16 protein-coding genes are annotated in these 23,667 nt (G+C 43.5%); 8 read left to right on the top strand and 8 right to left on the bottom strand.

Features of this window, described 5'->3' with window-relative positions:
- Window positions 1–160: 160 nt before the first annotated feature.
- Window positions 161–1,591, bottom strand: a complete 1,431-nt coding sequence (locus ACL6C3_RS27540; RefSeq protein WP_413162957.1) for a CHAT domain-containing protein — start codon at window positions 1,589–1,591, stop codon at window positions 161–163.
- Between the two features lie 647 nt (window positions 1,592–2,238).
- Here ACL6C3_RS27540 and ACL6C3_RS27535 point away from each other — a divergent pair.
- From ACL6C3_RS27535 to ACL6C3_RS27520, 4 genes are all read left to right on the top strand, one after another.
- Complete coding sequence (locus ACL6C3_RS27535) at window positions 2,239–2,691, top strand: DNA-binding protein (RefSeq protein ID WP_413162955.1); 453 nt, start codon at window positions 2,239–2,241, stop codon at window positions 2,689–2,691.
- Window positions 2,692–2,908: 217 nt separating this feature from the next.
- Complete coding sequence (gene tatC, locus ACL6C3_RS27530) at window positions 2,909–3,742, top strand: twin-arginine translocase subunit TatC (protein WP_413162953.1); 834 nt, start codon at window positions 2,909–2,911, stop codon at window positions 3,740–3,742.
- A gap of 114 nt (window positions 3,743–3,856) precedes the next feature.
- The gene (locus ACL6C3_RS27525) at window positions 3,857–4,222 is read left to right on the top strand and encodes a DUF433 domain-containing protein (RefSeq protein WP_413162951.1); all 366 of its coding nucleotides are present in this window, start codon (window positions 3,857–3,859) and stop codon (window positions 4,220–4,222) included.
- 2 nt (window positions 4,223–4,224) lie between these two features.
- Window positions 4,225–4,566 (top strand): ACP S-malonyltransferase, encoded by a 342-nt coding sequence (locus ACL6C3_RS27520; protein WP_413162949.1) that lies wholly within the window; start codon window positions 4,225–4,227, stop codon window positions 4,564–4,566.
- Window positions 4,567–4,960: 394 nt separating this feature from the next.
- On the opposite strand, the gene topA is transcribed toward ACL6C3_RS27520, so the two are convergent.
- From topA to ACL6C3_RS27485, 7 genes are all read right to left on the bottom strand, one after another.
- A complete protein-coding gene (gene topA / locus ACL6C3_RS27515) occupies window positions 4,961–7,648 on the bottom strand; it encodes a type I DNA topoisomerase (protein ID WP_413162947.1) in 2,688 nt (895 codons plus the stop codon).
- A 564-nt stretch (window positions 7,649–8,212) separates the two neighbouring features.
- Window positions 8,213–9,031 carry a metal ABC transporter permease gene (locus tag ACL6C3_RS27510; RefSeq protein WP_413162946.1) on the bottom strand — a complete coding sequence of 273 codons (819 nt, stop codon included), beginning with the start codon at window positions 9,029–9,031 and terminating at the stop codon, window positions 8,213–8,215.
- 813 nt (window positions 9,032–9,844) lie between these two features.
- Complete coding sequence (locus tag ACL6C3_RS27505; protein WP_413162945.1) at window positions 9,845–10,603, bottom strand: metal ABC transporter ATP-binding protein; 759 nt, start codon at window positions 10,601–10,603, stop codon at window positions 9,845–9,847.
- Entirely contained in the window at window positions 10,600–11,571 is a 972-nt protein-coding gene (locus tag ACL6C3_RS27500) for a metal ABC transporter solute-binding protein, Zn/Mn family (RefSeq protein WP_413162943.1), read from the bottom strand. Before ACL6C3_RS27500 ends, ACL6C3_RS27505 begins: the two co-directional genes overlap by 4 nt.
- Window positions 11,572–12,191: 620 nt before the next feature.
- The gene (locus tag ACL6C3_RS27495; protein ID WP_413162942.1) at window positions 12,192–13,553 is read right to left on the bottom strand and encodes a serine hydrolase; all 1,362 of its coding nucleotides are present in this window, start codon (window positions 13,551–13,553) and stop codon (window positions 12,192–12,194) included.
- Between the two features lie 498 nt (window positions 13,554–14,051).
- The gene (locus ACL6C3_RS27490) at window positions 14,052–14,741 is read right to left on the bottom strand and encodes a hypothetical protein (RefSeq protein ID WP_413162941.1); all 690 of its coding nucleotides are present in this window, start codon (window positions 14,739–14,741) and stop codon (window positions 14,052–14,054) included.
- 83 nt (window positions 14,742–14,824) lie between these two features.
- Window positions 14,825–18,901 (bottom strand): response regulator, encoded by a 4,077-nt coding sequence (locus ACL6C3_RS27485; RefSeq protein WP_413162939.1) that lies wholly within the window; start codon window positions 18,899–18,901, stop codon window positions 14,825–14,827.
- Between the two features lie 339 nt (window positions 18,902–19,240).
- Between ACL6C3_RS27485 and ACL6C3_RS27480 the strand changes: the two genes are divergently transcribed.
- The 4 genes from ACL6C3_RS27480 to ACL6C3_RS27465 all read left to right on the top strand — a co-directional run bounded on the left by ACL6C3_RS27480 (window position 19,241) and on the right by ACL6C3_RS27465 (window position 23,603).
- Window positions 19,241–20,812: a metallophosphoesterase gene (locus tag ACL6C3_RS27480; protein WP_413162938.1), complete on the top strand. Its 1,572-nt coding sequence runs from the start codon at window positions 19,241–19,243 to the stop codon at window positions 20,810–20,812.
- Between the two features lie 603 nt (window positions 20,813–21,415).
- Window positions 21,416–21,760: an NADH-quinone oxidoreductase subunit K gene (locus tag ACL6C3_RS27475; RefSeq protein WP_413162936.1), complete on the top strand. Its 345-nt coding sequence runs from the start codon at window positions 21,416–21,418 to the stop codon at window positions 21,758–21,760.
- A gap of 26 nt (window positions 21,761–21,786) precedes the next feature.
- Complete coding sequence (locus ACL6C3_RS27470; RefSeq protein ID WP_413162934.1) at window positions 21,787–23,214, top strand: cation:proton antiporter; 1,428 nt, start codon at window positions 21,787–21,789, stop codon at window positions 23,212–23,214.
- On the top strand, window positions 23,211–23,603 hold the full coding sequence (locus ACL6C3_RS27465) for a cation:proton antiporter (protein WP_413162933.1): 393 nt from the start codon (window positions 23,211–23,213) through the stop codon (window positions 23,601–23,603). The genes ACL6C3_RS27470 and ACL6C3_RS27465 overlap by 4 nt, the downstream gene beginning before the upstream one ends.
- The last annotated feature ends 64 nt before the right edge of the window (window positions 23,604–23,667 follow it).

Here is a 23,667-nt window from a genome sequence, read left to right as displayed (position 1 = left end):
TGATATTGTTTGGGGTGTATCAAAGTCTGGATTTGGTGATTATTCATTAATAATTTCAGGCTTTGATGCACCCAACCAACGATTTTCAAGGCAAATAACTCGGGTGCATCAAACAGTGAATCAATGTCAATTCTTGAGAAAATCTCGAACTTGATGCACCCTACCAAGGATTTCCAATTAAGGTAAACCCAGACCAATAGTAAGGATGAGATAATTCTTCTTCTCGATTAGAAGCCAAAGTCGGCGGTAAAGCCACCTCACCCCGAGAAATCAAAAGTTCACCCTCTTGCAAACGAACTTTACCCCGAATCATCCCAATTTGAGCCTGTTTGAGCGCTTCAGCTTTCGTGTTTGCCCCTTTTAACTGTTGATAAAATTCACTCATTAAAGCCAGGGTACCGCGATCGCTAACGTACCACAAACTCGCCAAAGCCGACTTCACCCCCGACTGAAGGGCCAACCCCGCAAAGCCCAATTCTACCTCGTGATTTCCCACCGCAGTTTGACAAGCGCTCAACACCAACAACTCCGCAGGCGGACTATTCCAGCGCATTTCTTTCATATCACTTAAGCGCAGTTGAGTATCCCACAATTGAATATAGGAATTGTTCGGCTTTCCCGCTTGAAACTCCGCGTGAGTCGCCAAATGAACAATCTCAAAGCGATTAAAAGCCAACTCCGTCTCTAAATTCTGCAAAGTAGAGACTTGGTTGAGAAAAGATTTTCCCGGCCATTGTCCCAAGAAACTGGAAAAAGACGCTTCCTCCCCCGGTTGGGGCTTAACAATATTTGATAATTCTACAGGTACCGCAGGAAGGGGATTTTTTTCGGGAAATTCCGACACCCCCATCGCCAAAACCTGTCCCCGTTGGAGATTGTCGTAATTGGTATCTACCAACAAATTAAACGCCGGAATGCGGCTTAAACTGTACTTTTCGACTAAAAACTGTTGTCCGTCATGCAAAACGCCAAGGGGTAAAGTTCGCAAACCCGGTCCCGTACAGAATAGCAGGGTATCAATCCCTTTTTCTTTGAGTGTGGCCTCAAACGGTTGAACGATCCATTGATACAATTGTTGAGCGGGTTTAAGATAGGAAGTGGTATCGATTCTTCTCGGGTTCGTGACTTCTAGATACAGTCGGTGAACCTGTTTCATTACAGTCTCTTGGTCTAGTTCGGCGATAATATTACCGGTAGCTTGATCGCCCGGAGTCAACAACACCAATTTCAGATATTCCGGTTGGGGCGCCACCCACAACACCGCCGGTTTGGTTCCCGTTTGGTCGGCGATGCGGGAGAGAATTTGAGCAATATCCTCTGCGGTTAGCCTGACTTCTCCCAAATCCCGGTTAAAATAATCTTCGTACTGTTTCTCCCAGTTGTTCTCAAGGAGAGTCACCTGATCGGACCAATTCAGATTTTCAGGAATGTCTTGAGAAACAGCCGGTTGAGAGACAACGGTTAGCAACACACCAAAAAACATCAAACACAAAACGGCTAGCCGACTGAGATACCGAAAGCGTTGGATACGAATTACGGCTAGAATTGATGCGAGAAACACCCGTATCTGGTGTCTTATGAGTTTGATCATTGCACTCAGATGAGAACGGTTTGACTTGATAATAACTAATTCCTCTGCAACTCTCGCAGTCAGGTTTATCAAACCGTCCATATCGAATCATATGATATCCGCTTGATTAATGGGTCTTATGGGTGCGGGGCGGGTTTAACTCACTCAATCTCGGAGTGATCGCCCTCGTTCAATGCTGAGGCGCGCCCCTACATGACGCTCATTGATTAGTCATATCAAATCCGGTTGTATAATCAACGAATAACAGACACCTGACCCTTACGGGAAAGCCTGTCGCGGAAGATCGCGTTGGCGTAGCCTGCCGCGAAGCGGCTTACTTGCCTTCGCGACCATTCAGCCTCTCTTGGTCGGCATTCGCGATTCGCCCGCAGGTGGCGCGGTGAACCAGTGCGTTGGGCGGGTTCCCCGACTTAAAGCAACTGGTGAACCCGAAGGGAGTCCGACCGCAAGTCGCGAGGCAAGTGCTCCACTTGGGGGGACCCCAAGACCGCGAGTCGCGAACCCGTTATCACCTGACCAGTGAACAGGTTTCGGTTCAACCGCGCTACTGCGAACACCGAATAGCCAGATCCTTGACCATTGATCCGCAGATCATTTATAATTGGGTTATAGAGCTTTTAAAACTATTGCGATACCCTTATAGTTCAATGGTCGTCGGTACTACAGAAGCAGCCCGTATTTTAAAAATCTCCACCGCTCGACTGCGAGTTCTCCTAAGCGCAGGCCGAGTCGAAGGTGCCTATAAGACCGGGAAAATGTGGCTCATTCCCCTGTTTAAGGGCGAACCCACTATTAAGCGAGGTACAAGAGGCCCGGCTCCGCGTTGGTGTAATCTCAAAAAGCGTGCAAAAACGATTGTTCACGTTAATTCTCACAGAATTCGCCAAAATCAAAAACAACAGCAACAACTTCCCGTGATTACCGTCAAAACGCGCAACACCAATACTTACGGGCATATCGTCGAAATACCGGGAGGATGTCGTGTCGTCTATTGTCCCGATAAACCTCTCCCTTGTGGTGCCAGGGTTTGGATTGAAACCTTTTATGATGTTAATGTCATCGGTCAGTCAAAATCTCTTGATCTCCCCACACTTTTATAATCGGTATTCAACCGGACTTGATATCAGATCTCATATCATTCAGCAAAGATGTCTAAGCCTTGATGCAGCCCCGATGATGCACTGTACATTTGATCGAGTTTCTGCCCGAGAGACGATACAATAGTTAATAATCTGCGGAAATCTTGATTTCGCCATCTGTATTTCTAATTTTGAATCTCAAAACCAATCTTTATTGAATTTTAAATCTTAACTCGATATGGCATCTTTAGAAACTCCCGAATCCGGTTCAAATAACAACAACAACGGCGTTACCGTCGTCGAAGAAACTACCCCCTCCGAAGTCTCGATGAATCCCGAAGAACAGGAGATAAATTCGGGCGATGAATTTCCCGACGAAGTGGAAATGTCGTTATTCGACCATTTAGAAGAATTGCGACAGCGTATTTTCTACTCGTTAATAGCGGTGGTTATTGGTGCGGTGGGTTGTTTTATTTTTGCCAATTCTATTGTAGAACTTTTAGAAAAACCCGCCCAAGGGGTGAAGTTTTTGCAACTGGCGCCGGGAGAATATTTTTTCGTCTCTATTCAAGTGGCCGGTTACAGTGGGTTATTGTTGGCGAGTCCGTTTGTTCTCTATCAAATTGTCAAGTTTGTTTTGCCGGGAATTAGCGTTCAAGAACGTCGATTTTTGGGGCCGATATTCTTCGGTTCAACGATTTTGTTTGGGGTGGGTTTGGTGTTTGCTTATCTGGCAATTGTTCCGGCTGCACTTAAGTTTTTTATCGGTTATGGCGGCGATGTTGTTGAACAGTTGTGGTCGATTGAAAAGTATTTTTCCTTTGTGTTAAAATTGCTGTTTGTCACGGCGTTATCCTTCCAAGTTCCCGTGATTCAAATTTTGTTAGGTTTGCTCGGAATTGTTTCTTCTGAAAAGATGTTTTCCGGTTGGAAATACGTGGTTTTGGGCGCTTTTGTTATCGGTGCCGTGTTAACGCCTTCTACCGATCCTTTAACCCAAAGTTTGTTGGGGGGTTCGGTTGTTCTATTGTATTTTGGCGGTATTGGAGTGGTTAAGGTGTTGGGAAAATAACAGTTTGAACTCAACCCATAAAAGTCTGATGATGAGTCAGACAGAATTATATAGCTGCATGATTTTTAACACGGGTAATCAGTTCTATCAAAATAGATTGAGGAGACAATAAGCATGACTCGAACAAACAATGATGCAGCGATCATTCGTACCGAGCGAGGACTGACAATTGCAGGTACTCGCATTACTCTCTATGATGTGATGGACTATGTGAAGGCTCAGTATCCGCCCAAGTTTATTCGTGCTATGCTCAGTCTTACAGATGAACAAATAGATGCTGCTTTGTCCTACATTCAAACGCATCGTGTAGCAGTAGAAACTGAGTATCAAACTGTGTTACAAGAAGCCGAGGAATTACGACGTTATTGGGAGGATAAGAACCGAGAATTATTTGCTAAAATTGCAGCACAACCTCAAAAACCTGGGACTGAGGCAATTCGAGCTAAACTTCAAGCAGCAAAAGCGAAACTCTCATTGTAAATATGAACTTCCTGATTGATCACAATTTGAGAGGACACGCTGTTATTTTACTAGGCAGTCTCGAAGCCGGTGGTTGGCTTGATTTGATCTCGATACGCTTTGTTCTCTTTGAAGAAGTTGGGCTACCAATAGACAGCAACGATCGTATAGTTTGGCAGTTTGCTCAATCGAATCAGATGATTTTGTTGACTGCTAACCGCAGCATGAAAGGGAAAAATTCCTTAGAGCAAGTAATACGCGAAGAAAATACCTCTACATCCCTTCCTGTGGTCACAATTGGAAATATTGATCGCCTGTTGACTGAACCCGTTTATCGAGAACGCTGTGTTAACCGCTTAGTTTAAATTGTAGTTGATATCGAAGATTATCGAGGTGCAAGGCGCATTTTTATCCCATGATTTTTTCGGGCTATTCGATGCGGATATCGAGACGATTAATTTAATTATGGCGATCGCAGGTCATATCATGTCCGGCTAATCAATCATCATTCTTTCTGTAGGGGCGCGCCTCAGCTAAGATCTTTACTACAACTCCGAGATTAAGGTAAACCCGCCCCGCCCCCATAACACGTATTAATCAACCGGACATCATATCACAACCATTTAGAGGAGTTATAGCGCCTCTTGCAAGAGCGCGAACTGCTGTATTTTTTAGCCCGTTTAATGAGTTGTCGTTTCTAACAAATAAAGACGTTCGATAAGAACGCCTTTGGAAGATTTGAAAGTAAATTTTCAGGGCTTATTTGGTGGTTTTCTTGCGAGAACTTGAACTTTTCGTCGTTCCGCCAGTCTTTTTAGTGGTTCCGGTACTCTTTTTAGTCGTTCCGGTACTCTTTGTTGATTTTTTACGAGACTTAGAACCGGAACTCGCCTTCGCCGCCAACCATTCCAGCGCCTTCTCCAACGTCACATCCTCAACCGTCACCTCTTTGGGAACAGACGCATTCGTTTTCCCATGTTTAACATAGGGACCGTAGGGGCCATTATAAACGTTCACCGGTTCGCCATCTTCGGGGTGAGCGCCCAACTCCCGCAGCGGAGTCGCCGATCGCCGACTTCCCCGAGTTGCTTTCGGTTGAGCCAACATTTCCAAAGCCCGATCCAAAGTAATCGTCAACACATCATCGGGCGCTTTAATCGAACGATAGTCTTTCCCCTCTTTCCCCTGATCGTGGACAACATAAGGGCCGAACCGACCGATCGCTGCTTTCACCTTCGCCCCGGTTTCGGGATGAACCCCCAACAGTCGGGGAAGGGACAGCAAGCCCACCGCCATATCGAGGGTAACGCTATCCTTTTCGACGCCTTTGGGCAAAGACACCCGCTTCGGTTTTTTATTCTCCTCGGACTCCTCGCCCAACTGTACATAGGGACCGTAGGGGCCGATCAACATAAAAATCGCTTCGCCGGTTTCGGGATGCAGGCCCAACTTTTCGGGGCCTTCGGTTTTTTGCTGAAGCAGTTCTTGAACCAACTCGGGCGTCAGATCGGCCGGCGTCAAGTCTTGGGGAATAGAAGCCGTCACCGTTTCGCCGTCTTTTTCCGCCTCAACATACGGCCCAAACTTGCCGATACAGACCTTGTAGGTAATCCCGTCGGTTTCGCCCCCGAGTTTTTCCAGTTCAACTGTCCGGGCGACTTTGGCATCAATTTGACTCTCCTGTTCGCGAACCTGCGTCTCTAACCCCGCATCTCCCGAGTAAAACTTCTGCAAATAGGGGAGCCAGTCCGCCTGTCCCTCGGCGATGTCATCGAGGGTATTTTCCATCCGGGCGGTAAAGCCAATATCCACCAAGTCGGGAAAATGTTTTTCCAGCAAACTGGTAACGGCAAAGGCCGTAAACGTCGGAGTCAGGGCGTTTCCTTTCAACTGGGCGTAGCCGCGATCGATAATGGTACCGATAACGCTGGCGTAGGTACTCGGCCGGCCAACGCCCTCGCTTTCGAGAGTTTTCACCAGAGAGGCTTCTGTAAACCGAGCCGGGGGTTGGGTTTCGTGGCTAACGGCGTCCAGTTGTTGACATTTGGGATGGTCGCCAACTTTCAACGCCGGAAGCAGCACTTCTTGGTCTTCGAGGGCCGCATCGGGATCGTCAGAACCCTCGACGTAGGCCCGTAAGAAGCCGGGAAAGTCGATGCGTTTCCCGGAGGACCGAAAACCCGCATTTTCGACTTGCAACTCAACCGCAATATTGGTTTGGCGGGAGTCGGCCATCTGAGAGGCGACGGTTCGCTTCCAAATTAGATCGTAGAGTTTGAGGTCGTTGCCGCCGAGATCGGTTTGTTGGGGGGTGCGGAAACGGTTCCCCGCCGGACGGATGGCTTCGTGGGCTTCTTGAGCGCCCTTGCTTTTGGTCGTGTACTGGCGGGGTTTGGGGCTGAGGTAGTTTTTCCCATATTTTTCCTCAACGCAAGCCCGAGCCGCTTCTATCGCCTGTTCGGATAGGTGTACGGAGTCGGTTCGCATATAGGTGATAAAGCCCCGTTCGTACAGCCCTTGAGCAATTTGCATGGTTTGACGCGCACTCAGCCGCAGTTTGCGGTTGGCTTCCTGTTGCAGGGTGGAGGTGGTAAAGGGCGGGGCGGGTTTGCGGGTCGTGGGCCGTTCTTCGATGTTGCTGACGGTCCAGGGTTTACCGGTGAGGCGTTCTTTGAGGGCCATCGCCTGGGCTTCATCGAGGAGAACGACGTTTCGACCTTGGGCGATTTTACCGGTGGTTTCGTCGAAGTCGCTCCCGGTGGCAACTTTCACGCCGCCAAGGGTGGTGAGTTTGGCGTCAAAGGGGGTTTTGTCTTTTTCGAGTCGGGCTTTTAGGTCCCAATAGTCTCCCTGACGGAAGGCTCGACGTTCCCGTTCTCGGTTCACCAGTAGGCGCACGGCGACGGACTGAACTCGTCCGGCGGATAAGCCTCGGGCGATTTTTTTCCACAGTAGCGGCGACAGGGTGTAACCGTAGAGGCGATCGAGAATGCGTCGGGTTTCTTGGGCGTGTACCAGTTGTTCGTCGAGATCGCGGCAGTTATTCAGGGCGCTTTGAATGGCTTCTTGGGTGATTTCGTGGAAGACCATTCGTTTGGTTGGGATCTTCGGTTGCAGCAGTTGCAGCAAATGCCAACTGATACTTTCTCCTTCGCGATCTTCGTCAGTCGCCAGAACGAGTTCATCGGCTGCTTTGAGCGCGTCTTTGAGTTCTTTGACTACTTTTTTCTTATCTTTCGGTACGACATAAATTGGCTCGAAGTTGGCTTCGACGTTCACACCAAGCTGCGCCCACTTCTGGCCTTTGTACTTTTCGGGGATTTCTTCGGCCGAGGGCGGTAGGTCGCGCACATGACCCATCGACGCTTCCACCCGATAGTCACGGGGAAGGAAGTTGCTGATGGTGCGAGCTTTCGTTGGAGATTCGACGATCACTAGGGTTGACATGGCGTCTTTTCGGAGATAGCAGCAGCGAACTGGAATGGGTGATTGGGAGATGCAGAGCAGTTTGACCAGAAAGAACTGTCTTCTGCTCTTTTTGAGTAGGGCTTACTTTCAAAACTATCTTAATTTTGAGTTTATGCCAAAATTCATAGACGATCTCTTTAGGCCTACTGTTCTAGTTTGGCGTATCGAGGCGACACTTTGGCTATTGGTAGCACATTTTATTTTTTTTGTCAACGTCCCTCCGAACAATTTTTAGAATTCGATCGCCCATCGCTTGACCTTTTTTTCGGGAAGCCGAATAGTTTCCGATATTGTCTTTAGATCTAGATCTATCGTGTTTTCACTGACGTTTGTGTTATTCTAAAGATAGAGATTATAAAAAAATAATTAAGAACTGTACGCCGATTTTTTGACTGGAGGTGAGCTTACAATGTTCTTGGACTTGCTGCGCGTTCTTCTTCCCGCAGGGATTTATCTTGCGAGTGTTTATTTATTGTTGATTTTGATTGAAAGATTTGCTCAAAAACCTGCCTAAAAATTTACTTTCAACTGGGGTCGGTGGGGTTAATGACTCGACCGACTCAATCCTACTCCTATTAAAAATACCACAAGCTGAACTAAAACGATACTTGGCCCCGAGGGTAAATCCCAAATTCCAGAAATTACCATTCCGATAATACCACTGAGTCCCCCGATCGCAGCGGCTAGTCCTAAAAAGGGTACAAATTGATCGCATATTATTTTAGCCGTTGCAGCCGGAATGATTAAAAACGCATTCACTAATAAAATCCCCACCGCCCGAATTGATAGGGCTAATGTTAGAGATAATAAGATTATAAAACCATAGCGATAAAACTGTACAGGAATGCCTTTGAGTTGAGCCATATCCGGGCTAAACGTTATGAGGATTTGTTGGGGTAGGGTAATGGCTAAACAGATAATTGTAACGATTAAAAGTAGGGATAATAAAATAATATCCAGATTGCCAATTGCCAAAATATCCCCAAATAAAATAGAGGATAAATTTCCCCGATAACCTTCTAAAAATGAAAATCCAATCATTCCTAACGCAACAGAACCCGCCACAATAATTGCTAAGATTGTATCGCTACCTAGATTTGTTGTATCGATTAAATACAGCACTCCCAAACCAAAAATAACCAAAAATAGGGTTAGGGATAATGTGGAAGGAAGTTGTAAAAATGCACCGATCACCACAGCTAAAAATGACGCATGACCCAAAGCATTTCCGTACATCGAAAGCTGTCTCAATACCACAAAACTTCCTAAAACTCCCCCCAAGGTTCCCAGTAAAACGCCGCCCAAAACCGCCCTTTGCATAAAGGGTAAGCTAAATAGTTCTATCCACTCTGAATTGATCATACTTGTAGGCTGGGTCAATTGTTTAATCTATTATATTTTAAAACTGAATTGATCATATTTGTAGGGTGGGTCAATTTTTTAATCTATCAGATTTAACAACAATTATCATTAATTTGACCGACACTTGTAGGGTGGGTCAATTTTTTAATCTATCAGATGTGACAACAATCATTATTAATTTGACCCACCCTACCTTGAAGAATTGTTTAATCTATCAGATGTGACAACAACCATGATTAATTTGACCCACCCTACCTTGAAGAATTTTTTAATCTATCAGATTTAACAACAATCATTATTAATTTGACCCACCCTACCTTGAAGAATTTTTTAATCTATCAGATTTAACAACAATTATCATTAATTTGACCGACACTTGTAGGGTGGGTCAATTTTTTAATCTATCAGATTTAACAACAATTATCATTAATTTGACCCACCCTACCTTGAAGAATTGTTTAATCTATCAGATGTGACAACAACCATGATTAATTTGACCCACCCTACCTTGAAGAATTGTTTAATCTATCAGATTTAACAACAATTATCATTAATTTGACCGACACTTGTAGGGTGGGTCAATTTTTTAATCTATCAGATGTGACAACAACCATGATTAATTTGACCCACCCTACCTTGAAGAATTTTTTAATCTATCAGATTTAACAACAATTATCATTAATTTGACCGACACTTGTAGGGTGGGTCAATTTTTTAATCTATCAGATGTGACAACAACCATGATTAATTTGACCCACCCTACTATTAGATTTAACAACAACTATCATTAATTTAACCCATCCAACCGATAACTTAATGAGAGTGAAAATAACGAATGAGAGTTGAACCATAAACCGCCTGTATATTTTCCATTGATAACGTTTCTCGCGGACTTCCTTGACAAAGAATTTGCCGGTTGAGACACAAAACGCGATCGCAATATCGACTAACTAAATCTAAATCGTGAGAAATTTGTAGAATAGCAAACCCCTGTTCTCTTTGGAGTTTATTGAGTAATTCTGCAAACTCAACTTCTCCTTTAGCATCGACTTCTGATAAAGCTTCATCTAAGATAATTAATTTACGGGGAACCGCCGCACAATACGCTAATAAAACCCGTTTGAGTTCCCCTCCGCTTAGGGTTCCAATTCGTTGGTGAGATTGATTTTCTAGGTTAACTTTAACTAAAGCTTGTTGAACCCAAATTTTTCGTTCTCTGGATTTCCAAAAAGCCGATTTTGGTAACGCTAAAGCCACTAATTCTTCTACAGTTAATGGAAAATAGCGATCAAAAGAAAACTTTTGGGGAATATAACCTATTTTTTCCCAACGTTTCCCCAGTTTATTTAAAGAGCGTCCCAATATTTTTACCTGACCCGACTCGTAAGGAATTAATCCTAAAGCCGCACGAATTAACGTACTTTTTCCCGCACCGTTTGGCCCAACAATTGCCGTATTTGTTCCCGAGAAAATTTCAAAAGAAACCTGTTCGACAGCCACATAGTTTCCCCGTCGAACGGTTAAATTTTCTATCTCTAAAACACATGGGCTTCCCACTTTTCCATCAATCATTTACAAATATCCTCTAGGGTGTTTAAATTCTTCCGCATTGCGGTAAAATAATATTGAGGATCGGGCGAACCTGTTTCAATCGGATCTAAAGTTTTTACAGGCAACCCAACATCATTAGAAATTTGTTGTAGCCGGCTGTCATTGTTTCCCGGTTCGCTCAATAACGCTTGCACATTGTATTCTTTAACCGCAGAAATCACACGCTGAATATCCCGGGGCGAAATACTATCATCGGGAAGTTCAACCACTGCCATTTGTTGGATGCCGTAGCGTCTGGCTAAGTAGGGATAAGCATTATGTAATGCAATAAATTTACAGTTTTGTACCGAACCCAAACGGCTTTTAAATTCTTGGTCGAGTTGTTGTAATTGTTTAATATAAGCGTCAGCATTGGCTCGGTAAGTTTGGGCATTTGTTGGGTCTGCGGCGATTAAACCTTCCCGAATATTTGCCACTTGTTTTTGTGCTAAAATCGGATCGAGCCAAACATGAGGATTTCCCTCGGCGTGAGCATGACCGTGATCGTGATCGTGATCGTGAGAATGACCGTGATCGTGATCTTCTTTTAACGGTTCAATGCCTTGACTCGCATCAATTTGTTTCAGTTGAGAGTTTCCCGCATTCGCCACCAACCCGCTGAGAAATGTTTCCATTCCCAAGCCATTTTTAACTAAAATTTGAGCTTGAGCAAGTTTACGGGCTTCACTGGGGGAGGCTTGATATTCGTGGGCGGTAACGTTCGGAGGAACCAATATTTCAACTTCCCGACTCGAACCCGATACCGCTTTTGTAAACAGGTACATCGGTAAAAATGTGGCGACAACCTTTGTAGAGCGGGGGTTTTGGGCGACTGTGGTTAAACTTCCGACGGTTACGGCGATCGCTGAAACGGCCAAGACCGCCAACAGAGGGCGACGTTTCCAACCGCGAGGATGGCTCAACATCCGCAAAAATTCTGAAGGTGACATAGGGCGAGATACACCAAAATTGATGGTGGTAGGCTTCTCCATTGTATCAAAATGGAGATTTTTAGTAAAATGATAATCATTTTAGTCCGTTTTGGCAATATCCATCGCTCACCAATATTGTAAGGGCGGGTTCATCCTAGATGTATCATTTATCACTCTCAACCTCACTAAACCCGTCCCCTTGCCACCACCTCACCCGTTAATTTGTAGGGGCGGGTTCCGCTTAGATGTATCATTTAACACTCTCAACCTCACTAAACCCGTCCCCTTGCCACCACCTCACCCGTTAATTTGTAGGGGCGGGTTCCGCCTAGATGTATCATTTATCACTCTCAACCTCAGTAAACCCGTCCCCTTGCCACCACCTCACCCGTTAATTTGTAGGGGCGGGTTCCGCCTAGATGTATCATTTATCACTCTCAACCTCAGTAAACCCGCCCCCTTTCAGTCAGTGCAACGGGGCGGGTTTATATAAGTTGTTTCTAAAAAACATCAATTTTTGCAGAACCCGCCCCTACAATACTGAAAAATTGCAACGGGTCGGGTTTATATAAGTTGTTTCTAAAAAACATCAATTTTTGCAGAACCCGCCCTTACATCGATGCCAGAATTAGACAGAATTAAGATTGAGAATTTAATGCTTTCATTTCATTGTAAACTAAACGAGAAATAGCGGGAAAGATTTCCCAATTTTCTCCGTATTCTTTGCCGTCTCCAAATACCGTTAAAATATAGGCAAGTTCGCCGGATTTTGACTCAATAAATGCCACCTCAAAACGGGTTTCTGAAGTCCAACCCACTTTGGAAAAAAAGCGAATATCTAATCCTGCCAAAGATTCTCCTAAAAAACCTTGAATGGGGTTGGAGACTTGTTGTTTCCAAACGTTGGGATCGAGATTTCGTTCGAGTAGGTTCAGCATCTCGGAACTGGCGGTTTGAGAAACGGCTTTTTGAGTAACAATTTCATACATTAATCGCCCAGTTTGTTCGGCTGTAATTTGATTTCTAATCGGTTGTTTGGGGTTGCCTCTCATTTTCAGTTCCCAGGCTTGGGGTGATTCCAATTTTAGTTCGGGAATGGGATAATTTTTTTGGCTGATATCAATATTATTATAAGCCGCTTTTTGAAAAAATTGGTTGATTGAATAACGTTTTTTTAGCCAGTTTTCATAGGTTTCTGTGGCGGGATTGTTTTGGGAGGAAGTTTGGGTGAGTTCGTCTAAAATATGACTGGCGGCTTCATTGTCTGAATTTTTAACTAATTTACAAATATCCGTTTGACATTCGGCTGTGAAATTAATCGTTTCCGGGGGTAAAATTCCGGCTTCAACCTGAGAAAATACCGCCACCATCCAAAACAGTTTGGTAATACTGGCGGGAAATCTTGGGGTTTGGCTGCGGTATTCGGCGAAGGTTTGATTTTGAACATCAATCAGGTGAATTGATAAAGAAGAAGTTGATAAATTTTGTTGAGAAACTTGATTAACGACTTGATCGATAATGTTTTGAAGGGGTAAACTATAATTGAGATTCGGTTCTTCTTTTATGTTATAAACCAGATCTAAAAATGTAGGTTTGGGGGGTAAAGGTTGGGGTGAAGGAACGGTTTTAGGTGGGGTAATTGTAACGGATGAAGAAGTAACAAAAGGGGAAAGAAAAGAGTTGAAGTCTATTTTTTCAGCCAAGAGATCGGGAAAGAAAAACTTCGCGATCGCACCCAATCCTCCCAAAGTTAGAGTCAGCAAGGAAAGAGAACCCAACAAAGAAACTGAGGGTTGAAAACTCTTTCGAGAACGACGTTTCGAGGCGGTTTTAGGCGGTTTTGAGGGCGAACGAACTGGAGGGGATGCGTTGAGTTGGCTATCGAGTTTAGCCACTCGGGTTCGCAGCTTTTTAATCGTTTTGTAGGATCGCTCTAACTTGGTTTCGAGTTCTACAATTTTTGGATCGGGTTGAGAAGATAAAGGTTGTTTTTGACTCACGGGTTCGGTTGTTTAGTTCAACTTCGCTCAATATTCTAGTTTAGAGAAGATTTATTTTAAAGTTGCGAAATTGTACTATTGTTTTTTGAGTCTGTGTTTTCAAAGCCAATAAAAACGTCGGACAAGGAGTAGATCAAAAAACCGATCTGCTGGTACTTTTGGGCTGTTATGAATAGACGGTTTAACGTCTGGGTTCCGCAAGTACCATAAAGTAAGGACAACGGCAAAAACCTTACAAACAGAAATACTCCTTGACCGATGCTATGGTATATTAAGAGTTGGGCTGTTAGAGTTTTTTGACGACTTGCTCCCCTGACGCCGTTCTCCTGGGGGGCAATTCACAAGTCAAACAGCAAAACACTTGCTATCGTCGAGCCATCTCTAAGAGAAAAAGAAATCTCTTGGGGTGGCTTACTGTTCATTATGCCTTGAGCGTTCAAAAAAAGGTATCTTTCTTTACAAAAATTTGATTTTGGTATCAATCGTATAAATATCCGATCACTCCATTTGACGTTTAAGGTGTTGCTGGCGGTTAAAAGCTAACTGTTCAACCGTTAAAAATGGCGACTCAATGGGGGGACGCATATCCCACTGAACTTCAGCAAAAAAGAGTAAAGTACCTGCTAAAATTATCCCGGTTGCTAAAAATTGCCAACTGCTCACATAACATAACAGTGGAATTGTCAAAAAATGCAACAACCCGGCGAGTGTAAAAGAGCGTGATTGTAAAGCAATACCGGTCGCCAGATAACCCAAACCACAAACAATTAACCACAGGGGACATAAATTGGCTAAAATGTGCGACCATCCCCAAAAAATCCCTAAATTTGTGAGTCCAACGCCGACAAACATCAGTAACGCCCAACAGTAGACAAGCCACGTTACTTGTTCAATCCGAACCCAACAATAGGTTAACATAATCATTCCAATTGTGGCAAAAAGTGTGAGTCCCGACCAATAATAAGCTTGATCGATCCAACTCATCGGGAAAAATTGAGCGGTAATGAAGATAATCAGCGAAATTAAACCCCAGAGTAAAAAAACTTGGTCGATGCGAGTATATGAACCAGAATACAGTGTGTAGTTGCCAATTTTTACATTAAATTTGAGTAAACCTTTGAGATCTTGAACATCTAGATGCTGTTGTTTGATACGAACAATCGGCTCAGTAGAGTTGAAAATAGTCATGCTAGATGGCTAAAAAAGTAAATCCTATTTACATATCTTAACAGCACGGGGGATGGTTTTGTAAAGACCCCATTCAAAAATTTTCACGAATTGGATTTGGCTTGTTTGAACAGATGTTCATAAAGCTTTTGAAGCCTTGCTTTCACCTCAGGAGGTTCGGAGGTAAAGCCAATATAGAAATTTCCCACGTCTGCGGGTTCTTCTAAAACTTTAGCATAAAGATCTTCACTTGCAAAGTTAGAATCTCCCCAAATTAGATTCAGCTTAATATTCGTTAGAGAGACAGGAACACAGTTTTGTTCGGCTTGACAAGAACGAATTTTAGCGCCTTTTGCAGAGAGTTCAACCAGAAAACCTTGAAACACATTTTCGCCGACGTGTTTTCCTTCCAAAATTGTATACTGTAGGGAAATCGGGTGTAAAAGCGGGAGAAAGACTTCTTCTTCCTGCTGTAAAAATAAATTGTATTGACCCCAAATTCCGCCCACTTCATAGATAGTAATCGGGTGTTTAACGCCTTTGGGTTGAACTTGGTTTTCTCCCCGCACTAAAACCATCGAATTCACTTCATTAAACGTCGATTCTGAAATTAAAATTTGATCGCCAAGACTATAAGATTCAATCCGATAGGTGAGATTAACTTGATTTCCAACAACACCATATTTTGTCCGTTTCTCTGAACCAATATTTCCGACAACAACTTCACCCGTATTAATCCCAATTCCCATCTCTAAAGGCGGTAAACCCCATTGATGGAGTTGTTGATTAACCGACTCCATTTCTAATTGCATCGCCAGCGCACAAGCCACCGCTCTTTCGGGGTCATTCTCTCTGAGTTGGGGTGCGCCAAATAACACTAAAATTCCATCCCCCATAAATTCGTCAATTGTTCCTTGATAATGGGTAATTACATCCGCCATTTTAGACAGATAAAAATTCAGAACTTTGACCACTTCTTCCGGGTTTAACCGTTCGGAAATTGCGGTAAATCCCCGCACGTCTGAGGTTAACATTGTGATTTTTCTCCGTTCACCTCCGAGTTTTAACCCTTCCGCACTTCCTAACAGTTTATTCACCACTTCATCGGTCACATACCGCCCAAAGGTTTTGCGAATATGGGCTTTTTCGGTTCGCAGTTGTTTGATGCGGATATGGGTTTTAATTCGGGCGATAAGTTCATCTTTATTTAAGGGTTTAGACAAATAATCATTCGCCCCGACTTCCAAACCCGCAACTAAATCTGAGACTTTATTTTTAGCCGTTAATATCATAATGGGGAGTTGATGGGGCGGCCAAGTTTCCCGTATTCGTCGCGTGACTTCATAACCCGTCATTCGCGGCATCATTTCGTCTAATAAAATTAAATCGGGGATATATCCCGCTTTTAAAATTTCAATGGCTTCTAAACCGCTGTTGGCTTGAGTGACCGCATAATTTTGTAAACATAAATAGTTCACCAAAACTTGTAAATTAATTGGGTCATCGTCAACGATTAAGATTTTAAATTGATTATTCGATGTTAAATTTTGAGGGGAATGGGGTAAAATAAGATTGGATTCAGTTTGATTTTCATCTTCGACAAATTCTTCTAGAGGAACCACAGCAGAGCGATGAATTAAAACCGAAGAATGATCGATTTTGACATCGGTTTTTTCTTCGGCAATCGGTAAACTAAAGGTAAAATTTGACCCAACATTTACCGTTGAATTTACCCAGATTTTGCCTTCATGTAATTCGACTAATTGTTTGGTGACGGCTAATCCTAAACCCGTACCGCCATATTCCCGGGCGGTTGAACCATCGGCTTGTTCAAAGGATTCAAAAATCCGATCTATTTTATCTGCTGCTATGCCAATTCCGGTATCGGAAACTGTTACGGCAATTTGATGATTTTTCGCTTTTTTATCTCCGGTTTGTTCAATTTCATTACTGGGTTTATCGCAATTAATGATTTCGGCAAAAACCCGGACTGAACCGCTTTCTGTAAACTTAATTGCATTGCCAACTAAATTATGAAGGATTTGTTGTAAGCGGTTTTCGTCTGCTTTTACATCCGGAAAATCCGCAGGAATATCATTAATGAGTTGTAATTTTTTATTTCTAACTAACGCCCGATTGAGCGTCAAGACAATTTCGGTTATTTCTCTTAAACCAACGGGTTTAAGTTGCAATTTAATCGTATTGTGTCGCAGTTTAGAAAAGTCGAGAATATCATTAACTAAGGTCGAAAGTCTATGTCCGCTATGAGCAATCATCATTAGATTTTTTCGCTGTAATTCTGATAACGTTCCCGTCGCCCCTTCTAACATTGACTCGGCAATTCCTATCATTCCATTTAACGGTGTCCGCAGTTCGTGAGACGTGTTGGCGAGGAATTCATCTTTGAGTTGATCCAAACGTTCGAGCGCTTCATTTTTGAGTTTTAATTGGGCGGTAAAATTTTGACGTTCGGCTTCGGCTTGTTTGCGTTCAGTAATATCCTCAAAAACCACAACAGCATACATAATATTACCCTGATTATCATAAATCGGTTTGGCTAAAACTTCACAGGGAATTATCCGCTCTCGATGACGAATTTCTAGATTTTCTGTTTTTAGACTTTTTCCTTTTAACGCTCGAATTAAGGGGAGTGCTTTGGTCGGATAAATTTGCTCTGTTCCCGCCAAATAAAGTTGATAAGTTTCACAAAATTTGTCTAAGGATGTATCGGGGAGAATTCCTTTTTTAAATAACTTTTTTGCCGTTTTATTCATAAACGTTAGCTTATCTTGAATTTGATCGTAAACTAACACCCCAACGGGTAAACTTTCTAAAAATTGATAGAGGCGATTTTCACTGTGAATTAAACGCTCATTTAACTGCTGCATGGCGAGATTTTTAGCTTCTAAGGTGCTGAAAGATTCTTGAAGCTGTTCCCCCATACACTGAAAAGATTCCGCCAATTCTCGGACTTCATCACAGCGAGAAAAATTGACTTGATAATTCCATTTTCCCTGACTAATTGCTTTCGCCGCCCGGTTCAATGATAAAATGGGTTTGGTCACCCATTGAGCGGTTAAAATACCGATCCCAATGGCGACGAGAAAAGCAACAATACAAAGTACAATTGTTGTCCGTGTATTTTCCTGAATGGTTCCCATAAAGTCATTTTCAGGAACAACGACGACTATCAACCAATCCAATCCTAATTGATCTTGATAGGGAACGACTTGTATAAATTGCCGTTTGCCATTTAGCTGAAAATCTAACTGTTGAGGCTGTTGAATTTGGCTCAAATGTTCGTAGCGTTTCAGCAAATATTTTGCGGTTTCTGCGGTCAACGGATTTTGACTATTAATGGCGGCTAAACGTTGGTCTTGATTGTCATTTTTTCCCGGCGTAAAGGGTTCTTCACCCGTAGAAGTTGCGACTAATAAACCCGAACGTTCCACAATAAAAACCTGACCATTTTCACTAATATTCGTATTTTTTAAATAATCGCTCACCAAACTGAGAATAATATCAACTCCAATCACGCCGCGAAAATTGCCTTGACTATCATAAAATAAATTTGAAGCGGTAATTCCTAACTCTCCGCCTGTGAACGTGTAGATTTTACTCCAATTCGGTTTTTCGGTTAGTAATGTGTTTAAATACCAAGGTCGAACTCTCGGGTCGTATTCATCAACGCCTAAAAATTCGCTGCGGTTTCCCCCTTCATCCAAACGATAGGAATAACGGTAGGGTGAAAGTTCAACTCGCTTGGCAGTCGAAGCGCCATCGGCTTCTCTTTTTACATAAACAAATTCCCCTTCTTCGCTGCCAAAATAAATCGCATAAACCGAATTAAAAAGCTGAATTTGTTCCCAAAGCAGATATTCAGAAAATTGTTTATCCTCAAAAGAAAGAATTCCTAATTTAGCCGAACGTTGATTAATTTGAGTAATTAAATAGGGTTTTTCTAAATATTCCCTGAGGCGAAGTTCAACCCGTTTTGTGACTTCATTTCGCAGTTGAGAAGCGACATCATTAACCGCTCGTTGTCCGTATCTCCAAGACAGATAACCGGTTAATCCCACCGTCGCCAACAGTTGGATCATAAAAGGAACAATGAAAACCGTTCGTAACCGAACCCGACGAGTGAGCGGAGAAACTAGACGGTTCAAAGATTGTATCAGCATTCACAAAAAACCCCCAGTCTAGTAAAATGTTAGTTTAGAGTTGGTACTTTGAGTTAAATCAAAGCGGCTCACAACAGAGAAAAACACCACCATAAGAACGATTGACTGATCAAGTCTATCTGATTTTATAGAAAAACCATTGAGTCAAATGACCTTTTTTATTTATACTAAACACAGAGTTGCTCCTAAAATACGGACAACTTCAAAAATAATAATAGCCCAAACTCGGGGACTCCCAAACCGCTCACTATCAAATCTGCATCAAAGTACAACTTGCGTTAAAATCCAACTGGACTAATTCTCAAATTCCTCGCACCCAAGAACCTGGTAAAAATTTTTATGCAATTTATCTCAGATCCTTCTATTACCAGTAAAATCGATCAAATGAAGCAACGGGTTCGTTGGCAAGAATCTTCAATTGCTGGTCGTAACATCGATCAAACTCGTTTGGTTATAGATGATGAACAAGTAGACAACCCCGAATTTTCCTTTTTAGTCGTTGGAGATAGCGGTACCGGACGCCATCGCCGACACAGCCCCCAGCGAGAGGTTGCCGAATTACTACTCAAACAGAGCGACTATCACCCTCGCTTCATTCTGCATACTGGCGATGTTGTTTATCTGACCGGTTCTGCTGGCTATTATCCTCAGAATTTTATTAAACCTTATCGGGAATTTATTGTCGGTGGCGAGAATTACAAAAAAATCGCCTACGATCAAATGGTGTTTAAGTTGCCTTTTCTCCCCATACCCGGAAATCACGACTATTACAATTTACCGCTTTTTTACGGTGTAATGGCTCAACTGAGTTGGCCTGTTCGTCATTTATTGAAATCAAGAATAGATTTTGATGTGAGTTGGCGGGGTTCCGAGACGGGAGATGCTTATGCAAAGGCTTTTTTAGATTATCTTCAAAAGTTTTATACTAACCCAGATTTAGAACGTCATCTCGATCAATACTACACCGCAGAAACATCAACGGGTCGGTGCTTGCGTTATCAACCCGGAAAGTTTACCCGTTTACCCAACCGTTATTATCGGTTTTCTTATGGCGGAATTGATTTTTTTGCCCTCGATTCTAATACGTTTAATGCTCCGATACCGATTCCTGAAACTCAAGCCGGAGAAGAAAAACGCCGTCAACTCCTCCAACGTTTACGAGATCTCGAACAAGAAAAACAAAAATTACTCACCGAATTGAGTCAACTCGATCCCGACAACCCCGAACAGTCCGAACAAGTTGATGATAATCAAGCTAAAATTGAGCAAATAGACGAAATGCAGTTTGATATCGAAAAAAGACTCAAAGCCGGATCGGATGGCGATGTTGATGTCGAACAATTGCGCTGGTTACAACAGGGATTAATTGACTCTTGGCAAACCCCAGAAATACGCGGACGGGTGTTATTTTTTCATCATCCCCCCTACGTTACCGAAGCCACAAAATGGGACCAAGCTCAAACTTTAGCCATTCGTTATCATCTGCGTCAAGTTCTCAATTCTGTTGCTCAAGATGTTGGTGAACGGGCTAATAATCGGCCAATTGTCGATCTGGTGATTAACGGTCATGCTCATTGTTTAGAACATTTATCTACCGCAGATACCGGACACGCAGATTCTAATATGAATTGGATTGTTTGCGGAGGAAGTGGATATAGTTTGCGCCGCCAAAAACCAGATGGGCCAGAACTTTATGAGGAATTTGAGGGCGAACAAAATAGCCGTCCAGTCGCCAAGTCCAAGTTATTTGTTGGTCGTCACGGTCACGGAAAAAGTAAACGACGACCTTATTCGGGTTTAAGGATTGATGTTCGCGACGGTCAACCCCCCCAGTTTTTTGTACAACCTTTAGTCGCCGAACGGGTTCATTCTCAATGGGATTATCCGAAAATAGAAGGATTTACCCTATAAAATTTTTATGAAATCCAAAACAAAATTTTATAGATCATTTCCTGGGATCAACCCACTTCCCCGCCTCCTCCGCTGATCATCTGTAACCCATATTGAAGGATTTCATATTACCGCTCTGTGGCGATCGCTTTGGACGGATCGGTAAGCTGTTAATCACTTAAATAACATCAACCCGAAGTTTAAAACCTTCATCAGTGCAAGCGAGATGCTTGCTGGACATCTGCAATCTAAATGGGTAACAGCTTATGAGGATTGATGCTACCCTTAAAGTCTTGATTCCTATGCGCTAGCGTTCAAGTTGACAAACCTGACTTTGTTAATTTGCAACCGGTTTAACCTTTGCAGTTTCGTCAAACAAATCAGCTTAAAAAATTGCAGTTCATAATCATATCATAACTCGATGATAATTTCAAATCTAAATTTTCCGGTCATTGAGGTAGAATGTTTAAGATGGCGATCGCCCGCTTGTGGAAGTGATTAACCTCTGGGTAGACCGGGGAAACAAAATGTATTTTTTTAAAGATCATTATATAATCTATTAATAATGTATTAATATTATTAAAAAGCAGATTACAACCAACCCTTACCCCATAGACAACTCCCGTGTTAGAACCCTTAGAAGCATTCGTATTCGCCACAGTCTTATGTGGCTTTTTCGGTATAATCCTGAAAAAGAACCTAGTGATGAAAATCATCTCTATGGATGTGATGAGTACGGGGGTAATCGCCTATTACGTGCTGGTTGCCTCAAGAAATGGCTTGTTCACTCCCATTATTTCCGAGAAGGCCAATGATGCTTACGCCGATCCGGTTCCCCAGGCGGTCATCTTGACCGGGATTGTGATTGGCTTCTCGATTCAATCCTTAATGCTGGTTGGTGTAATGAAGCTGGCACGGGATAATCCCACCTTAGAAACCGACGAAATCGAAAAAAACAACACGCCGTAAACGACCTACTCGTAAACGACACACCCATGAACAATATCACGATCGCCTGGATCGCGCTCCCCTTTTTTTTAGGGTTCACGATTTATCTGCTCCCCAAATTTGACCGATACCTTGCCCTGTGCGCTACCTTCATTTCGGCGGCCTATGCCACCTGGCTGTTTGTTCAAGGCTCGCCCGTAACCCTGAACTTACTGGATAGTTTTGGCGTCACCTTAGTTGCAGACCAACTGAGCGGGTACTTTATCCTCACCAACGCACAGGTCACAGCAGCAGTCATTCTGTACTGTTGGGGTCGAAATAAATCAGCCTTTTTTTATACACAAGCCATCATTCTGCATGGGAGTCTCAACGCCGCCTTTGCCTGCGCCGATTTCATCAGTTTATACGTCGCCTTAGAAGTCAGCGGCATCGCCGCCTTTCTGCTGATCAGCTATACCCGCAGCGATCGCTCCATATGGGTGGGTTTGCGCTATATGTTTGTTAGCAACACCGCCATGCTGTTTTACTTAATCGGTGCGGTGTTAGTCTATCAAGCCAATCATTCCTTTGCCTTTGCGGGATTGGGAAATGCCCCCCCCGAAGCCATCGCCTTAATCTTCCTGGGACTGTTAAGCAAAGGCGGAGTGTTTGTTTCGGGACTGTGGCTTCCGATGACCCACTCAGAAGCAGAAACCCCAGTCTCCGCCCTGCTGTCGGGAATCGCGATCAAAGCCGGAGTCTTTCCCCTGATACGTTGTGCGCTGATGGTAGAAGAAGTTGCCCCCGTGATCGCCATTTTTGCCGTCGCCACCGCGATTTTAGGTGTCACCTATGCCGTTTTTGAAGAAGATACAAAACGGGTACTGGCCTTAAGTACCGTTTCTCAGTTGGGCTTTGTCCTGATCAATCCCGCTTTGAGCGGCTATTATGCCCTCACTCACGGCTTGGCCAAATCAACCCTATTTTTAATCGCCGGAAACTTACCCAGTCGCAACCTCAGAGAACTCCAACACCAGCCCCTCAATACCCCCATCTGGATCGCGATGACGATCGCGAGTCTTTCCATTTCCGGCTTTCCATTAATATCCGGCTATACCGCCAAAACCTTAGTCCTCAAAACTCTAGTCCCCTGGCAAGCCACCCTGATGAACCTGGCCGCGGTCGGGACCGTTATCGTATTTGCTAAATTCATCTTTCTCCCCCACAAAAACCAAGAAAATATTCAAGGGAGTTTGTGGCCCGGGCTAATCGTATTAATAGCGGGATTGATCGTAGCAGATGCCCAATCTTTAGAAGTTTATACCCTGGAAAATCTGGGAAAAGCCCTGACCAAAATCAGCTTTGGATGGTTAGCCTATTTTCTGATTTTTCAACAAATTACAACCAAACTGCCCCGTTTACTCGAACAATTTGAGCATCTGATCGGGGTAATGAGTCTGATGTTAATTGCACTATTTTGGATGGTATTGGCATGATTAGCTATCTCAATCTAATACTGCGACTGACGATCTGGTTTCTGCTCACCGCAAATTTCAGTGTGGCAAATATCATCATCGGTGTGAGTATCGCCCTGATCTTACCGGGCGGACGTCCGAAAGCACCCGGAGCCTTAAGAGATTGGTTGCGGGCGCTCGGTGAAGTCCTGGTTGCCATTCCCCAAGCCTATCTAGAAGCCTTTGAAATGCTCGTCCGTCCCCATAATCACGAAGAAGTGAAGATGGAACAAGTCAAAGCCGGACGGACACCCGGACTGATTTTTCTCGATATCTTTCTCATCACCTTTACCCCCAAAAGCATTGTATTGAAATATCACCAAAGAGGCTTGTATGAAGTTCACTGGCTGCGACCAAGTCGAAAACGTTAACGGTGTCATCCTTTGATCACAGAACGGCTATAAAAACTTTTTTTGATCCTCCCATAACTCCTCC

It is taken from the genome of Capilliphycus salinus ALCB114379 (genome assembly GCF_047276495.1).
In the GTDB taxonomy this organism is placed as follows: Bacteria; Cyanobacteriota; Cyanobacteriia; order Cyanobacteriales; family Microcoleaceae; genus Capilliphycus; species Capilliphycus salinus.
The sequence above is the reverse complement of the archived record's forward strand: the minus strand, read 5'-3'. Positions and strand labels throughout refer to the sequence as shown.

Coding starts and splice junctions, on each gene's coding strand:
- ACL6C3_RS27540 (WP_413162957.1), bottom strand. CDS start 1,591: ATGATCAAACTCATAAGACACCAGATACGGGTGTTTCTCGCATCAATT.
- ACL6C3_RS27535 (WP_413162955.1), top strand. CDS start 2,239: ATGGTCGTCGGTACTACAGAAGCAGCCCGTATTTTAAAAATCTCCACC.
- tatC (WP_413162953.1), top strand. CDS start 2,909: ATGGCATCTTTAGAAACTCCCGAATCCGGTTCAAATAACAACAACAAC.
- ACL6C3_RS27525 (WP_413162951.1), top strand. CDS start 3,857: ATGACTCGAACAAACAATGATGCAGCGATCATTCGTACCGAGCGAGGA.
- ACL6C3_RS27520 (WP_413162949.1), top strand. CDS start 4,225: ATGAACTTCCTGATTGATCACAATTTGAGAGGACACGCTGTTATTTTA.
- topA (WP_413162947.1), bottom strand. CDS start 7,648: ATGTCAACCCTAGTGATCGTCGAATCTCCAACGAAAGCTCGCACCATC.
- ACL6C3_RS27510 (WP_413162946.1), bottom strand. CDS start 9,031: ATGATCAATTCAGAGTGGATAGAACTATTTAGCTTACCCTTTATGCAA.
- ACL6C3_RS27505 (WP_413162945.1), bottom strand. CDS start 10,603: ATGATTGATGGAAAAGTGGGAAGCCCATGTGTTTTAGAGATAGAAAAT.
- ACL6C3_RS27500 (WP_413162943.1), bottom strand. CDS start 11,571: ATGTCACCTTCAGAATTTTTGCGGATGTTGAGCCATCCTCGCGGTTGG.
- ACL6C3_RS27490 (WP_413162941.1), bottom strand. CDS start 14,741: ATGACTATTTTCAACTCTACTGAGCCGATTGTTCGTATCAAACAACAG.
- ACL6C3_RS27485 (WP_413162939.1), bottom strand. CDS start 18,901: ATGCTGATACAATCTTTGAACCGTCTAGTTTCTCCGCTCACTCGTCGG.
- ACL6C3_RS27480 (WP_413162938.1), top strand. CDS start 19,241: ATGCAATTTATCTCAGATCCTTCTATTACCAGTAAAATCGATCAAATG.
- ACL6C3_RS27470 (WP_413162934.1), top strand. CDS start 21,787: ATGAACAATATCACGATCGCCTGGATCGCGCTCCCCTTTTTTTTAGGG.
- ACL6C3_RS27465 (WP_413162933.1), top strand. CDS start 23,211: ATGATTAGCTATCTCAATCTAATACTGCGACTGACGATCTGGTTTCTG.